We start from the raw sequence: 14,918 nt of genomic DNA on the forward strand, positions 1-14,918 counted from the left end.
CGACTCAAGTCTCAGTTGACTCCCGGCCGAGCCGAGGGCAGTATTGAGCCGACCACGCTCAGCATTGCTGGGACCGTGCTCCGCGATAGGTGTCTGGAGCCGCCACACAGGCGCCCGGCACCCCCAAGAAATACGTCAACTAGGAGGAACCACCATGGCTCGTGCGGTCGGAATCGACCTCGGGACCACGAACTCGGTCGTCGCCGTTCTCGAAGGCGGCGAACCGGTTGTCGTCGCGAACTCCGAAGGATCGCGCACCACCCCGTCGGTCGTCGCATTCGCGAAGAACGGTGAGGTTCTGGTCGGTCAGCCCGCCAAGAACCAGGCGGTCACCAACGTCGACCGCACCATCCGCTCGGTCAAGCGCCACATCGGCACCGACTGGACCACCGAGATCGACGGCAAGAAGTACACGCCGCAGGAAATCTCCGCGCGCACGCTGATGAAGCTGAAGCGCGACGCCGAGGCCTACCTCGGTGAGGAGATCACCGACGCGGTCATCACCGTCCCCGCCTACTTCGAGGACGCGCAGCGCCAGGCCACCAAGGAAGCCGGCCAGATCGCCGGCCTGAACGTGCTCCGCATCGTCAACGAGCCGACCGCGGCCGCGCTGGCCTACGGCCTGGACAAGGGCGACAAGGAACAGACCATCCTGGTCTTCGACCTCGGTGGCGGCACCTTCGACGTCTCGCTGCTGGAAATCGGCGAGGGCGTCGTCGAGGTCCGCGCCACCTCCGGTGACAACCACCTCGGTGGCGACGACTGGGACGAGCGCGTCGTGACCTGGCTGGTCGACAAGTTCAAGGCCTCGGCCGGTATCGACCTGACCAAGGACAAGATGGCCCTGCAGCGCCTGCGTGAGGCTGCGGAGAAGGCCAAGATCGAACTGTCGTCCTCGCAGTCGACCTCGATCAACCTGCCCTACATCACCGTCGACGCGGACAAGAACCCGCTCTTCCTCGACGAGCAGCTGACTCGCGCCGAGTTCCAGAAGATCACCTCCGATCTGCTGGATCGCACCCGCGCGCCGTTCCAGTCCGTCATCAAGGACGCGGGCGTCAGCGTCGCCGACATCGACCATGTCGTGCTCGTCGGTGGCTCCACCCGTATGCCCGCCGTCTCCGAGCTGGTCAAGGAACTGACCGGCGGCCGCGAGCCGAACAAGGGCGTGAACCCGGACGAGGTCGTCGCCGTCGGCGCCGCGCTGCAGGCCGGTGTGCTCAAGGGTGAGGTCAAGGACGTCCTGCTGCTCGATGTCACCCCGCTGTCGCTGGGCATCGAGACCAAGGGCGGCGTGATGACCAAGCTCATCGAGCGCAACACCACCATCCCGACCAAGCGCTCGGAGACCTTCACCACGGCCGATGACAATCAGCCCTCGGTGCAGATCCAGGTGTTCCAGGGTGAGCGCGAGATCGCCTCGCACAACAAGCTGCTCGGCTCGTTCGAGCTGACCGGCCTGCCGCCGGCCCCGCGTGGCGTGCCGCAGATCGAGGTCACCTTCGACATCGACGCCAACGGCATCGTGCACGTGACCGCCAAGGACAAGGGCACCGGCAAGGAAAACAAGATCAAGATCCAGGACGGCTCCGGCCTGTCCAAGGAGGAGATCGACCGGATGGTCAAGGACGCCGAGGCGCATGCCGCCGAGGACAAGTCCCGCCGCGAAGAGGCCGAGACCCGCAATCAGGCCGAGGGCCTGGTGCACCAGACCGAGAAGTTCATCAAGGACAACGAGGACAAGGTCCCGGCCGACGTCAAGTCCAAGGTGGAGGCGGCCATCGCCGAGGCGAACGAGGCGCTCAAGGGCACCGACATCGCCGCGGTGAAGACCGCGGTGGAGAAGCTGGCGACCGAGTCGCAGGCGCTGGGTCAGGCGATCTACGAATCGCAGGCCGCCGACGCCGCCGCCTCGGGCAACGGTTCCTCGGCCCAGGCCGATGACGACCAGGTCGTCGACGCCGAGGTCGTGGACGATCCGATCGACACGGAGAAGAAGTGAGCCAGGGTAACTCGGAGCAGGAGCCGGTCACCTTCGTGGACAAGCGCAAGATCGATCCGGAGACGGGTGACGTACGGGAACCGACCGCGGTGGAGGACATCGTGGTCGGGAACGGTGCCGAAGCCCCCGCCGCCGATCCGCTGGCCGACACGATCAGCGTGGAGCTCGCCGAGCGCACCGCCGATCTGCAGCGCCTGACCGCGGAGTACGCCAACTACCGGCGCCGCGTCGACCGCGACCGCAAGACCGCGATCGACGGCGCCAAGGCGTCCGTGGTCACCGAGTTGCTCGGTGTGCTCGACGATCTGGACCGGGCCCGCGCGCACGGCGATCTGGAGGGGCCGCTCAAGGCGGTCGCCGACAAGCTCGCCGGCGCCTTGCACAAGCAGGGCCTCGAGGAGTTCGGCGCGGAGGGTGAGCCCTTCGACCCGACCTTGCACGAGGCCGTGCAGCACGAGGGTTCCGGCCACGATCCGGTGATCGGGCTCGTCATGCGCAAGGGCTACCGCTTCGGCGACCGGGTGCTTCGGCACGCGCTGGTCGGGGTAACCGATCCGGTGACCGAGGCGGCCGAACCGGCAGCAGAGACAGAGGCATCGGATGCTGATGCCGAAACCAGTAACGACTAGTGCGAAAGGAGGAGATGCGCGGTGAGCCAACGGGAGTGGATCGAGAAGGACTTCTACAAGGAGCTGGGCGTCTCCTCCAACGCCACGCAGGACGAGATCAAGAAGGCTTATCGCAAGCTGGCTCGTGACCTGCACCCGGATGCCAACCCCGGCGACACCAAGGCCGAGGAGCGGTTCAAGACCGTCAGCGAGGCGCACGCCGTGCTGTCGGATCCGGCCAAGCGCAAGGAATACGACGAGACCCGCCGGCTGTTCGCGGGCGGCGGTTACGGTCGGGGCGGCGGGTTCAACCCCAATGCGGCGGGCGGCTTTTCGCAGGATTTCAACATCGGGGACATCTTCGGCGGCGCCGGTGGCGCCACGGCCGACAGCGGCCTCGGTGACCTGTTCGGCGGCCTGTTCAATCGGGGCGGCCAGCGCACCACCAGCCGGCCGCGCCGCGGGTCCGACGTGGAGACCGAGACGACCCTGGGTTTCCGCGAGGCGGCCCAGGGCGTCACCGTCCCGCTGCGGATGACCAGTCCGTCGCCGTGCACCACCTGCCACGGCAGTGGCGCGAAGCCGGGGACCAGTCCCCGGGTCTGCCCGAACTGCAACGGGACCGGCATCATCAGCCGCAACCAGGGCGCGTTCGGGTTCAGCGAGCCGTGCGACGACTGCCGGGGTTCCGGTTCGATCATCGACGACCCGTGCGTCGACTGCCACGGCAGCGGCATCCAGAATCGCACCCGCACCATCACCGTCCGGATTCCGCCGGGCGTCAGTGACGGGCAGAAGATTCGGCTGGCGGGCCAGGGCGAGGCGGGCCTGCGTGGCGCGCCCTCGGGTGATCTGTATGTGACGGTGCACGTCAGCCAGGACAAGGTCTTCGGCCGCAACGGCGACGACCTGACCCTGGTCCTGCCGGTCAGTTACAGTGAATTGGTGCTGGGCACAACGGTTTCCGTGCCCACGCTGGAGGGTCGCGTCGGCGTGAAGGTGCCGCCGGGCACCGTCGACGGGCGCATCCTGCGGGTGCGTGGCCGCGGTGTGCCCAAGCGCGGCGGCGCCGGGGCCGGCGCGGGTGATCTGCTGGTCACCGTCAAGGTCGCGGTGCCGCAGAAGCTGGACGACGAGGCCACCGAGGCGCTCAAGCGCTACCAGGAGGCCGAGAAGACCAGCGGTTTCGATCCCCGGGCAGGATGGGCAGGTTCGTAGCGATGTCCCACGATCCGAAGAACGCGCCGGGCTCGGGTTCCGGGGCGACGTCACGGACCGAGTTCTTCATGATCTCGGTGGCGGCCCAGCTGGCGGGCATGCACGCGCAGACACTGCGCACGTATGACCGCCTCGGGCTGGTGACGCCGCAACGCACTTCGGGCGGCGGCCGGCGCTATTCCTCCCGCGATGTCGAGCTGCTGCGCGAAGTGCAGCGGCTGTCTCAGGACGAGGGCGTCAACCTGGCCGGGATCAAGCGGATCATCGAATTGACCAACCAGGTCGAGGAGCTGCAGCAGCGGCTGGCCGAGCTGGCGGCCGAGCTGGAGCGGGTGCGCGCGGGGTATCGCCCCGATTTCGCGCCGCCGCAACGCAGTACGGCGCTGGTGGTCTGGAAACCACGGCATCAGCGCTAGCACCTGATCAGCAACCTTGCGGGCCTCGGGCCCGGTTCGCCCTGCGGCGGTCCGGAACCGGGGCCCGTTTTGGTTTGCCCGCAACCATTAGCCGACCGGACGCCAGGTTTGCTGGCGACCATGGAAGTTTGCTGGCGAATTCGGCTCGTCGGATCGTCCGGTGAATTCTCCCGCCGCCCAGGTCACTGGATGCGGATCGGTTGCCAGACAAGGTAACTGACCATCCGGTCACTGTTGCTACATGATCGCTCTCGGGCAGCGGTCCAGTCGAAACTCGCAAATCGAGTCACGCGAAATCGAGGAAAAACCGGCCGATTTGGGCCTGAAACGCTGAATACCAGTTGGTTTCCAAGGGTTTTCACAATGTGTACATTCGTTTTAGCGGAATTACACGCATGATGTTTAAACGAACGATTCCGTTGCTGGCAAACCTCCCCTACACTCCAATCATCGGCTGCTGTCGAGTGACCCGGAGGACTTTCACTCGCTGGCGCGAGCTGTGTTCGAGCGCGGAATGGGGTTGTGACGCATATGGATTCGCGGACTGTCGCTTTGATAAGAACCACGTTCAAGGCGGTTGCTGCCGAGGATTCCGGGCCGGAAAAACTAGCCCGGTCGTTCTATTCGATCTTGTTCACCGAGTATCCCCAAACTCGGGATTTCTTTCCCGCCGCAATGGATTCCCAGCGCGATCGCCTGGTCCGGGCAATCTCCTACACCCTGGACCGGCTCGAGGAACCGAACAAACTCCTGCCCTTCCTGGCCCAACTCGGGCGCGACCACCGCAAATACGGCGTGCAGGCCGAGCACTACCAGGCCGTGGCGCACTCGCTGAAAACGGCGATCAGCCGTTTCGCCGGCAACGAGATGTGGACCGACGAGGTGGACCGGGCCTGGGAAGAGGGCCTGACCCTGATCTGCGACACCATGATCGGCGCCGCCGAGAAGGAGACCAGCCCGCCGGTCTGGACCGGCACCGTGCTCGAACGCCGCATGGTGCTGCACAATCTGGCTGTGGTCCGGCTGCGCCTGGACCAGCCGATCCGATACGCCGCCGGGCAGTACATCAGTGTGCAGATCCCGGCGCGGCCGCGGATGTGGCGCTACCTCTCACCCGCGGTCCCCGCGAATGCCGCCGGTGAGATCGAGTTCCACATCCGCGGCGTCCTCGGCGGGTGGGTGAGCCCGGCCATGGTCAACCAGACGAACGTCGGTGATCAGTGGCTCCTCGGCTCGCCTCTCGGCGGGCTCGGCGTACCGCGAAACACCAAGCGCAAGATGCTGATGATCGGCTGCGGTACCGGCATCGCACCGCTGCGCGCCCAGCTGTTACAGATGGCGCAGCGCCGCACCAACCCGAAGGTGCACCTGTTCGTCGGCGGGCATCACCCCTGCGATCTCTACGACCTGGAGATGCTGAGCAAGCTCGCCACCGCGCACAAGTGGCTCACCGTCACCCCGGTCGCGGAGTACGAGGACAACCCGTGGTGGCACATCGATTCCGGCGAGCCGGCGCCCCAGCTACCCGGCCTCGAACCGCGCATGACCGGGCAGATCGGCAAGGTGGTCGCCAGCTTCGGTCCGTGGGCGGACCGCGATGTGCAGATCGTCGGCTCTCCGTCGATGGTGCAGACCACCAAGTTCCGCCTGATGGCGGCGGGTACGCAGACCAAGAACATCCGGCACGACCCACTGTTCTGAACAGCATCTTCTTCGCCCCGGACGGTGTCTCGCCGTCCCGGCGAAGGTCGGGATCCACGCGGGTGACGACTATCCGCAGGTTGGCGACTGGATCCCGGCCTTCGCCGGGTCTACGAAACACGGGCGGCTCGAATCGAGTTCACATTCCCGACCCCCGGTGTAATCATGTGGGCCTGAGACTGCACAGAAAAAAGGCCGGGCGGTCGGAATGTTTACTGATTTCACCCAGCGCCGCGTCGAAACATCGGGGACAATTGAATCGGCGTTTCGCGGTAACGGCGGTTTGCCAGCAACCGACACAGTGGGTGGGTCTTTCCGGCCCCGAATTCCGCGGCAGCGGATTGTCAAGACCAGCATTGCCGGGGCATCCGGTTTCGAACGAGGTTCACCAATGACACAGCGTCTGACGTCCGGCGGCACTGCCGCAGCGTCGAATTCGGTCGCTTCGGCGACGTGGGGGATTATCGGCGATACCGGGGCACGGTACTGCCCGGCGGCTCCGCCGCCGGGCGCCCCGGATCTGTTGCGCCACTGGGCAACCGGTGACAGAGTCGATTACGGGCCAGCAAGCAACGTGCTGGCAAACATGATCGGAGCTGCCCGTGCCTGACATCGCCTTCGACACGATGCCCTGCGCGCGAGATATCTTCCGGGAGCTGGATTCGGCTGCGGCACGCCGCAACACGCACGCTCCCGGCGTCTTTCTCATCCGCGGACGCTCCGGCACCGGAAAATCCACCCTGCTCGCGGCGGTCCGCACGCGACTGCGGGAACAGGGAATTCCGCTGTGCGACACCGTCGGCCATCCCTGCCCCGAGCCCGATCCGGCCGGCCCGAGCACCGCGCTGCTCATCGACAACGCGCACACGCTGAGCCCCGACGATCTCCAAACCCTGTGCGGAATAATCGAATCCGGGCGCGGCACCATCGTCGTGGCGGCGCAGCCGCGCCCGCACGACCCGCACCTGCGCGCCCTGACCGACGCGGTCGCGCGCCGCGGCCGGGTCCTGGACCTGCGCCCGCTCGGCGTCGCCGACATCGGCCCGTTCGCCCGCGAACTGGGTATGACGGTGCCGCGCCACGTCGCCCAGCACATCCATCAGCAGACCGGCGGTATCCGCGGCGGTGTGGTCACCGCGCTGGCCGCGGCCTGCTCGGCCCGGCTGGACGCCGCGATCCCGGTGGTCGATGTGGCGGTCACCGATTGGGCCCGCACCCTGCTCGACGATCTGGCGCCCGACCTGCTGGAAACCCTGTCCGTCGCCACCACCGGCACCGGCCTGGATTCCAGCGAGCTCACCGCGGTGCTCGGCGTCGGCACCGCCGCCGCACAGGGACTCATCGATCGGGCCCGGGCCACCGCCCTGGTCACCGACGCCGACCTGCTGCTGGCCCCGGCGATCGCGCCGCTACGCACGCTGCTCGGCGACCATCGCTATCTCGCCGTGCAGCGCCGGTTGTTCGGCGCGCGCCTGGCGGCCGGGCTACTACGCGACCACACCGCGCTGCTGTTAGCCGAGTCCGGTGTCCGAGATCCCCAGCTCGCCGAATTCCTCTGCACCGCAGCCGAACACGCGGGCCGCGAGGCGGTGCGCTACTACGCGGCGGCCGCGGCGGCGGGCGCCGATCCCGATCACATGGCGCTGCGCTGGGCCGAGGCGGCCGCGCAGACCGGCGACGGCGAGACCGCGATGCGCCTGGCCGAGCCGATGCTGGCGCGCTCCGGCATCACCGGCACCGACCTGGCCGACGCCGTGCGGATCTGCGCCGCCGTCCTGACTCGCCGCGGCCTGACCGGTCGCGCCGCCCAGCTCTACAGCTGGCTCGGCCCGGCCCGCACCGGCGCCGACTGGGCGGTCGGCGCGACCGTGCACTACCTGGCCGGCAATACCGCGACCGCGACCCGGCTGGCGGAATCGGCGCCGCAGTGGCCGCCGACCGAGGCCAGCACCCAGGCCCGGCTGATCGCCGTCGCCCTGGCCGGCACCCTCGCCGAGACCGACACCGAAACCCGGACCGCCGCGGCGATTTCCGCGCTCGCCCAGGCCGCCGACAGCGGGCCGGGCGCCGATGTCTTCCTGCCGTGCACCGCCGTCTCCATCGCGGCCCTGCTCTGCCTGAGCACCGGCGCGCCGCAGCGCGCGGCCGATGCCCTGCAACGCGCCACCGCGGGCGGCCTGCGCTGCCATCAACTCCAGGTGCTCTCGGCCTGGGCCGCTCTGCTGGACGGCGACGAGCAGGGCGCGGCCGCCATCGCCGGTGCCCTGAACTGGGAGCAGCTCGACATCCGGGACCGGCTGCTCGCGCACGGCGTCGTGGTCGGCCTGGCTCGCCGCGCCGGTGACCATCACGCCCTCACCCGGGCCTGGCACGCGGCCTATCCGCTGTTCGACGCGGTCGACGCCGACCTGCTCACGCTGCTGCCGATCGGTGAGCTCTGGACCGCGGGCGTGCTGCTGCACGAGGAGCGCCGCATCGCGCCGCTGGTGGAGGCCGCGCACGTGCTGCTGCGCCGGCTGCACCAGCCGCCCGGGTGGGCCAATATCTTCCACTGGTACGCGGTGCAGGCCGCGATCGCCGCGCACAACCCGGAGCGGCTGCTCGCGGCGACCCGCCCGCTGGATACCGCCGCCACCGCGGGTGACGCGCACGCGGGCGCGCTGGCACTGGCGGCGCGCGCCTGGATCTCGGTGCTGCGCAAGCAGATCGTGGCCACCCGGGTGGAGGCCGCGGTCGCCGGCCTGCGCGGGCTCGGCCTGGCCCGGGAGGCCGCGCAACTGGCCGCCGCCTCCGCCACGGCGGCCGCGGCGGATGCCGTCACCGCGGCCGCGCTCGGCGAACTCGCCCGCGCCGCCCGCTCGGCGCTGCGTCCACAACAGCTGCCGGTGCCCGCGCCGGTGGCCACCACCGGCACCGAGCTCGTGCCCGCCGCCGAGGCGGAGGCCGTGCTCAGCGAACGCGAACGGGAGGTCGCCGAGCTGGTCCTGCTGGGTCTGACCTACCGGGAGATCGGGGCACGGCTATACATTTCCGCGAAAACCGTGGAGCATCATGTCGCCCGGATCCGACGCCGGATCGGTGCTACGTCACGCTCGGAGTTATTGTCGATGCTTCGCGCCATGGGGTGTGCGGCTCACCAGCAGGGCTCGCTACCCGCGTAGTTCCGGCGCGGGTCGTCTAGATCGAAGCGAGGACATTGGAATGGCCACTGGGGTGGGCCTGCGGATCGCCGAGGACGAGAGTACGGCCGCGATAGTCACCGATACCGGTGAGCTGCGGTACATCGTCCGCGAGTCGATCCTGCATATGGCCGAGGACGGTGACACCGTGCTGGGTGGTCCGCCGCCCGCCGGGAACTCGCACTCCATCGCCGGTTTCATCGCCTCGGTCGGTGACCCGGCCGGGCTCCCGGTCGACGACGGCGAGGCCTACCGCGCCGAGGATCTGGTCGCCACCGCGCTGTTCTGCCTGATCAACCTGACCGCCGAACACCTGGCCGGCTCGGCCGAGTTCTACGCCACCCATCCCGCGCACTGGCTCACCCAGGACGTGCAGGCGCTGCGTGAAGCGCTGGATTACCTGGGCCTACGTTCGGTGGTGCTGGTCAGCGAGGCGGACCTGCCCGCGGTCGACACCGCCGAGCCGAACAAGTCCTTCGCCTACGACGCGGCCCGGGCCGCCCTGGCCGCGGTGCTCGCGACACCGGCGGGCGCGACGCCCCCGGATCCGCACAACGCCGAGAACTCGACCGTGGTCACCGATGTGATCCCGCAGGTGCCCGCGCCCGGCGCGACGGCACAGGCCTATTCGGCGGCGCTGCCCGTCGCCACCGTGCTGCCCGCTCCGACCCCGACCGAGGCGCTGCCCAATCCCGCGCCGGTCGCGCCCGCGCCACCCGAGCGGCGCGAGCGCCGCATCCCGCTGCTGATCGCGGGCGCCGCGCTGATCGGGTTGATCCTGGGCGGCATCGGGGTCGCGGTGCTGTTCCGCGGCGACGACACTCCCGAGGTGCCGCAGGTGCGCGACGCCAAATCCGATCAGGCCACGGTGACGCCGACGACCGCGCCGCCGCCCCAGCTCATCGCGCCGCCGACCACCGAGCCGCCGATCACGGTCACCACGACCGAGGAGCCGGCGCCTACCACCACGCCGCCGCCGACCACCACGGCCGAGCCGACCACCACCGAACCGCCGACCACCACGCCCACGACACCCCGGCGGACCACGACCACGCGACCCGGCTTCGGCAGCCCCCCGGCCTGGGAGCCACCCGAAAATGATTGGACGCCACCGACGATCATCATCCCGGTCCCGAACTGATCATTCGATTCACTAGAGACCAACCCGGGTTTGTGCCTTAAAGTGATCCGCTGACCGGTGTTGCCGGAAAAATAGCGGAACCTCGGTCCGTTGCTCGACAGCCTGCGCGCCAACGGATCTGGCGCACGGACGTAGCTGGCACAGCTGTGCCTACGAAGGGACTTCATGCGCAAGTTGGTGGCGCGTCGCGCCGCGGTCAAGGCAGCCTCGATCGGCGTCGCCGCGACCGTTCTCCTCGCTCCCGTCCTCGCCACCAACCCCGCTTCGGCGGAACCGGCGGAACCCGCGCAGTTGACCGCCGAGAACCTGCCGGCCGAACTCGTGCAGGCCATCGAGCGCGATCTGAAGATCTCCCCGGCGCAGTACCTGGAGCGCGCGGCCAAGGCACAGCAGCTCAGTGCCTACGCCCGCGATTTCCGGGCCGCCCAGCCCGACACCTACGCCGGCGCGTGGATCGGGCCCGACGGGAAACCCGTTGTCGCCGTGACCTCCCCCGACGCCGCGAAGATCGCCGCGAACGCCGGCTATCAGACGCACCTGGCGCCGGTCTCGGCCGCCAAGCTGGAAACCTCGCTGACCCAGGTCAACCAGTGGATCGGCACCCTGCCGGTGAGCCTGTCCGACGCGATCAACTCCGTCGCCATCGACTTCCTGAACAGCCAGCTGGTGCTCAGCGTCGCCAACACCACCGTCGGGCACGCGCTGAACCTGCCGACGCTGATCGCCAACGTGAAGGTCATCCTCTCCCCCGGCGGCGGCGGCCCGGTCGAGCGCCGGCCGATGGGCGGCGACACCTACATCAGCGCGCCGAAGGCGCTCTCCGACACCTCCCTCGAGGGCGTCGACGTCTGCTCGTTCGGCTTCAACAGCATCGACGCCGCCGGCAACGCGCTGAACATCAGTGCGGGCCACTGCGATCCGAACCTGGGCAAGCCCGACCAGACGGCCACCGTGTACTACCCGAACATCAAGGACATCACCAACAGCCCCGAACTGGGCACCTTCGTCGCGGCCAAGGTCGGCGGCGACAGCGGCCTGGACTACTCGGTGATCAAGCTGACCGAGCGCGCCGTGCGCTCGGGCATGGATCAGCCCTCGGTGCGCGGCGCCAACGGCACCACGCTGAGCATCACCGGCACCGCCGAGCCGATCACCGGCGCGCCGATCTGCAAGTCCGGCCAGTCCTCCACGTTCACCTGTGGCTTCGTCGTGGCCGACCGGGTGGAGACCCAGCTCTACACCGCCGACGGCGTGAGCCGGATCGTGCGCGGCTTCGCCGCCTCGGCCTGCACCCTGGGCGGTGACAGCGGCGGCGCGATCGTCTCCGGCACGCTGGCGCTGGGCATCACCAGCGGCTCCAACGCCGCCGACGCCCCGAACTGCACCGAGGCCAATACCGCCCTCGCGCCCTACGGCGGCACCGCCACGCTGGGCATTCCGATCCGCCCGATCCTGTCCGATATCGACGCCTCCGCGGGTGGCGGGCTCGGCAGCGGTATCACGGTGCGGACCCGACCGAACGCCGGATAACGGGCCGGGATCGGTAGTTCGGCGAAACAGCGTCTTTGGAGTAGTGATACCGGACGGGAGCCCATATAGTTTCGGCATGCGTCTGCCAAGCCTGGGATTGTTCCGTTCGAAATCCGCGATCGCCGCCTCGGCGGCGATTCTGCTGTTCGCGCCGACCGCAGCGACAGTGGCGAACGCCGAACCCGCACCGGCCCCGGCGCCCGCCCTGCCCGCGGACCTGGTCGCCGCGGTCACCCGTGATCTGAAGATCTCCCCCGAGGAGTACCTGCGCCGCGCCGATCTGTCGCAGCAGGTCGCCTCCTTCGCGACTGCCGCGCAGCGGCAGTACCCCTCCGCCTTCGGCGGCGCCTGGCTGAACGATGTCGGCCAGGCCGTCGTCGCCCTGGCCCAGGGCCCCGGCATCGACGAGGCCCGCAAGGCCGCGCAGGACGCCGGTTTCGAGGTCCGCAACGTCGCCAAGAGCGAGGTCGCGCTACGCGGCGAGAAGTCGGCGTTCGAGCGCTGGCTGGACGAGCAGCCCGAGCCGGTCGCCAAGCTGATCCGCGGCGTCGCGATCGACACCATGAACAACAGCATCGCGGTCCGCGTCGATCAGGCCGGCCTGCCGATGCCGAGCTTCGTCGACCCGTCCCGGGTGCTGGTGACGGCCCCGCCGATCGCCGCCGAGCAGCTGCCCGAGGCCGCCCCCATCGCGGGCGAGATCAACCGCGGCTCGCTGACCGGTGGCGACGGCTTCGCCTCGGTCGCCGGCCGCTCCTCGCTGCGCTGCTCCTTCGGGTTCAACGGCACCGATCGCTCGGGCAACACCGTCAACATCACCGCCGGCCACTGCAACCCGGCCCTGGATCAGCCCACCGCCGTGCACGAGCTGATCGGCGGCGACAAGCTGGGCAACCAGCTCGGCAGCTTCCAGAAGTCGGTGCTGGGCAGCCAGGATTACTCCATCGTGCGGATCGACAACCAGCACAAGGGCCGCTTCGACAACAGCGGCGTCCGCTCGCCCGGTGCGCCGATCGTGCTCACCGGTGTCGCGGTTCCCGTGGTCGGCGCCCCGGTCTGCAAGTCCGGTTCGCGGACCGGCTTCAGCTGCGGCGTGGTCAACGCCGTCGACCAGACCGTGCAGGTCGGCGAGCGGGAGCTCACCCAGAGCTTCTCGGCCAACATCTGCGCGCTGCCCGGCGACAGCGGCGGCCCGATCGTGACCGGCACCCAGGCCCTCGGCATCTCCAGCGCCTCGTCGGTCGCCGACTACCCGGTGTGTGAGATCCCGAACCTGATCGGCCTGCTCACCGGCAGCACCCCGCAGCTGTTCGCGCAGCCGCTGAACGTGGTGCTCTCCGACAACCCGGGTCTGCGGGTCAACACCAACTAATTGATCTGTGAAAAGGCCGACAGCCCTGGGCTGTCGGCCTTTTCTCTTTTGTGGGGCACGCTGAAGGTATGTGTTTGGTATTGCTCGGCTGGCGCGCGCATCCGGAGTACCGGCTGATCGTCGCGGCGAACCGGGACGAGTTCTATACCCGGCCCACCGAACCGATGCGCTGGTGGCCGGAGGCGCCCGGCGTGCTGGCCGGACGCGATCTCGGCGCGCGCGGCGCCGTCGGCACCTGGCTCGGGCTGGCCGCGGACGCGGGGCGCTTCGCGGCGGTGACGAATGTCCGCAATCCGCGCGACGAACGCCCGGACGCGCGCTCCCGGGGCGCCCTGCTGCTGGACTACCTCCGCGACCAAGATCGTGGCGCCCCCGGAAAGTACCTCCAGGACGTCGCTGCCGCACCGGACGACTACAACGGGTACCACGTGGTGGCCTCGGATCTGCGATCGCTCTGGTGGCATTCCAACCGCAGTGCCGCGCCGCCGCGCGAATTGGCGCCCGGCTTCCACGGCCTGTCCAATGGGCGCTACCTGGCCTCGGCCGAATCGAGCGCCCCGGAACCGATCTGGCCGAAGGTGCGCGACGGCGTCGACGGCTTGCGCAAAGTCGTCGAAACCGAGCCCGGCGCGGTGGACCGCTATTTCGAGGTGCTCGCCGACCGCACCGAGGCCCCGGACGACGAACTGCCCGACACCGGGATCGAGCCGGCCTTCGAGCGGGCGGTCTCGGCGCGGTTCGTCGCGCACCTGGTGCACGGGACCCGGGCGAGCACGGTGCTGCTGGTCCGCGAGGACGGCACGTTCGAGATGGCCGAGCGCTCGTTCGGCCGGTGCGGGCGGCGCACGGGCGCGGTGGCGTTCCGCGGCACCATCGACCTGCCGCACTGAATTTGCCTGCCGCGCACAGTCGCCCGCGACGCAAACTTGCCCGCAACGCACAAGTGGCCCGCCCCCATCGAGGGGCGGGCCACTTGTGTTCGGTGCGTGCTTACTTCGGCTTGTTGCCGTTCATGTTCTGATCGCTCCACTTGCTGGTGCCGGGCTCGGCCTGCATCGTGTTGAGCAGATCCATGCCGGCCAGGCCGAGCGCCGGGGCGCCGAAGGCGATGGTGCCCAGGACGCCGCCGATGCCGGCGAGCGCCGCGAAGGTCGGGATCGCCGCGATGCACAGCACGACGGTGGCGCACTGGATCGCACCGATCGCGATGCCGATGCCGCCGCCGATGATCGCGCCGACCGCGGTGCCGACGAAGCCGCCGACCGCCGTGGCCAGACCGAACTGGGTGGTGAATTCGTTCATCGCGCGCTGGTTCTCGATGGGCGAGGCCACCGGCTTGAGCGCGACCGAGTTGATCGGCTGGGCCTCGGGCAGGTTCGCCGGACGCTCCGGGACCAGCTCGAGGGTGGTGCCGTCTTCCTTCACGACCGGCTTGACCGGGATGTCGATACCCGCGACCGAGAACTTCATCGGCATCGTCATGACGACATTGCCGGCGCGGTCCTTGATGGTGGCGACCTCGGTGGTCGTGGGTTCTACAGCGCCGTCAGCGATTTCCTCCACCTTCGACAGGTCGAAGGTGCCGTTGAGGAGCTTGGTGACGACGGTGGTCTTGTCGACCATCTTCACCGAGTACTTGATGTCCTCGGCAGGGGCCGCCGCGGCCGGTTCGGCGTTAGTGGTTCCAGCCGCAATGGTCATCGCGCCGATGACCAACGCGGCTGCCGCGGTGGTTCTGCGGAAGTTCATTC

Annotated in this window: 11 protein-coding genes; 10 read left to right on the plus strand and 1 reads right to left on the minus strand. The window is 69.0% G+C overall.

Features of this window, described 5'->3' with window-relative positions:
* Positions 1-154 precede the first annotated feature (154 nt).
* From dnaK to AB0H76_RS23000, 10 genes are all read left to right on the plus strand, one after another.
* Positions 155-2,002, plus strand: coding sequence for a molecular chaperone DnaK (dnaK, locus tag AB0H76_RS22955; protein ID WP_357327420.1), 1,848 nt, complete (start codon positions 155-157; stop codon positions 2,000-2,002).
* A complete protein-coding gene (gene grpE / locus AB0H76_RS22960; protein ID WP_357327423.1) occupies positions 1,999-2,631 on the plus strand; it encodes a nucleotide exchange factor GrpE in 633 nt (210 codons plus the stop codon). Before dnaK ends, grpE begins: the two co-directional genes overlap by 4 nt.
* Positions 2,632-2,652: 21 nt before the next feature.
* Positions 2,653-3,828 (plus strand): molecular chaperone DnaJ, encoded by a 1,176-nt coding sequence (gene dnaJ, locus AB0H76_RS22965; protein ID WP_357327426.1) that lies wholly within the window; start codon positions 2,653-2,655, stop codon positions 3,826-3,828.
* Between the two features lie 68 nt (positions 3,829-3,896).
* Positions 3,897-4,244, plus strand: coding sequence for a helix-turn-helix transcriptional regulator (locus AB0H76_RS22970; protein ID WP_357329823.1), 348 nt, complete (start codon positions 3,897-3,899; stop codon positions 4,242-4,244).
* Positions 4,245-4,775: 531 nt separating this feature from the next.
* Positions 4,776-5,945 carry a globin domain-containing protein gene (locus tag AB0H76_RS22975; protein WP_357327429.1) on the plus strand — a complete coding sequence of 390 codons (1,170 nt, stop codon included), beginning with the start codon at positions 4,776-4,778 and terminating at the stop codon, positions 5,943-5,945.
* A gap of 602 nt (positions 5,946-6,547) precedes the next feature.
* The gene (locus tag AB0H76_RS22980; RefSeq protein ID WP_357327432.1) at positions 6,548-9,106 is read left to right on the plus strand and encodes a LuxR C-terminal-related transcriptional regulator; all 2,559 of its coding nucleotides are present in this window, start codon (positions 6,548-6,550) and stop codon (positions 9,104-9,106) included.
* Between the two features lie 40 nt (positions 9,107-9,146).
* Positions 9,147-10,265, plus strand: coding sequence for a hypothetical protein (locus tag AB0H76_RS22985; protein ID WP_357327434.1), 1,119 nt, complete (start codon positions 9,147-9,149; stop codon positions 10,263-10,265).
* 165 nt (positions 10,266-10,430) lie between these two features.
* Entirely contained in the window at positions 10,431-11,795 is a 1,365-nt protein-coding gene (locus tag AB0H76_RS22990; RefSeq protein ID WP_357327437.1) for a protease, read from the plus strand.
* A gap of 76 nt (positions 11,796-11,871) precedes the next feature.
* Positions 11,872-13,167, plus strand: coding sequence for a S1 family peptidase (locus AB0H76_RS22995; RefSeq protein WP_357327440.1), 1,296 nt, complete (start codon positions 11,872-11,874; stop codon positions 13,165-13,167).
* A 68-nt stretch (positions 13,168-13,235) separates the two neighbouring features.
* Positions 13,236-14,057 carry an NRDE family protein gene (locus tag AB0H76_RS23000; protein WP_357327443.1) on the plus strand — a complete coding sequence of 274 codons (822 nt, stop codon included), beginning with the start codon at positions 13,236-13,238 and terminating at the stop codon, positions 14,055-14,057.
* 100 nt (positions 14,058-14,157) lie between these two features.
* Here the strand turns inward: AB0H76_RS23000 and AB0H76_RS23005 are convergent, their stop codons facing one another.
* Positions 14,158-14,916, minus strand: a complete 759-nt coding sequence (locus AB0H76_RS23005) for a hypothetical protein (RefSeq protein ID WP_357327446.1) — start codon at positions 14,914-14,916, stop codon at positions 14,158-14,160.
* Between the last annotated feature and the right edge of the window lie 2 nt (positions 14,917-14,918).

The organism is Nocardia sp. NPDC050712, from assembly GCF_040654295.1.
In the GTDB taxonomy this organism is placed as follows: Bacteria; Actinomycetota; Actinomycetes; order Mycobacteriales; family Mycobacteriaceae; genus Nocardia.

What these genes read in the sequence shown, in the direction of transcription:
- dnaK (WP_357327420.1), top strand. Translation starts at nt 155, where the DNA reads ATGGCTCGTGCGGTCGGAATCGACCTCGGGACCACGAACTCGGTCGTC.
- AB0H76_RS22970 (WP_357329823.1), top strand. Translation starts at nt 3,897, where the DNA reads ATGATCTCGGTGGCGGCCCAGCTGGCGGGCATGCACGCGCAGACACTG.
- AB0H76_RS22975 (WP_357327429.1), top strand. Translation starts at nt 4,776, where the DNA reads ATGGATTCGCGGACTGTCGCTTTGATAAGAACCACGTTCAAGGCGGTT.
- AB0H76_RS22985 (WP_357327434.1), top strand. Translation starts at nt 9,147, where the DNA reads ATGGCCACTGGGGTGGGCCTGCGGATCGCCGAGGACGAGAGTACGGCC.
- AB0H76_RS22990 (WP_357327437.1), top strand. Translation starts at nt 10,431, where the DNA reads ATGCGCAAGTTGGTGGCGCGTCGCGCCGCGGTCAAGGCAGCCTCGATC.
- AB0H76_RS22995 (WP_357327440.1), top strand. Translation starts at nt 11,872, where the DNA reads ATGCGTCTGCCAAGCCTGGGATTGTTCCGTTCGAAATCCGCGATCGCC.
- AB0H76_RS23000 (WP_357327443.1), top strand. Translation starts at nt 13,236, where the DNA reads ATGTGTTTGGTATTGCTCGGCTGGCGCGCGCATCCGGAGTACCGGCTG.
- AB0H76_RS23005 (WP_357327446.1), bottom strand. Translation starts at nt 14,916, where the DNA reads ATGAACTTCCGCAGAACCACCGCGGCAGCCGCGTTGGTCATCGGCGCG.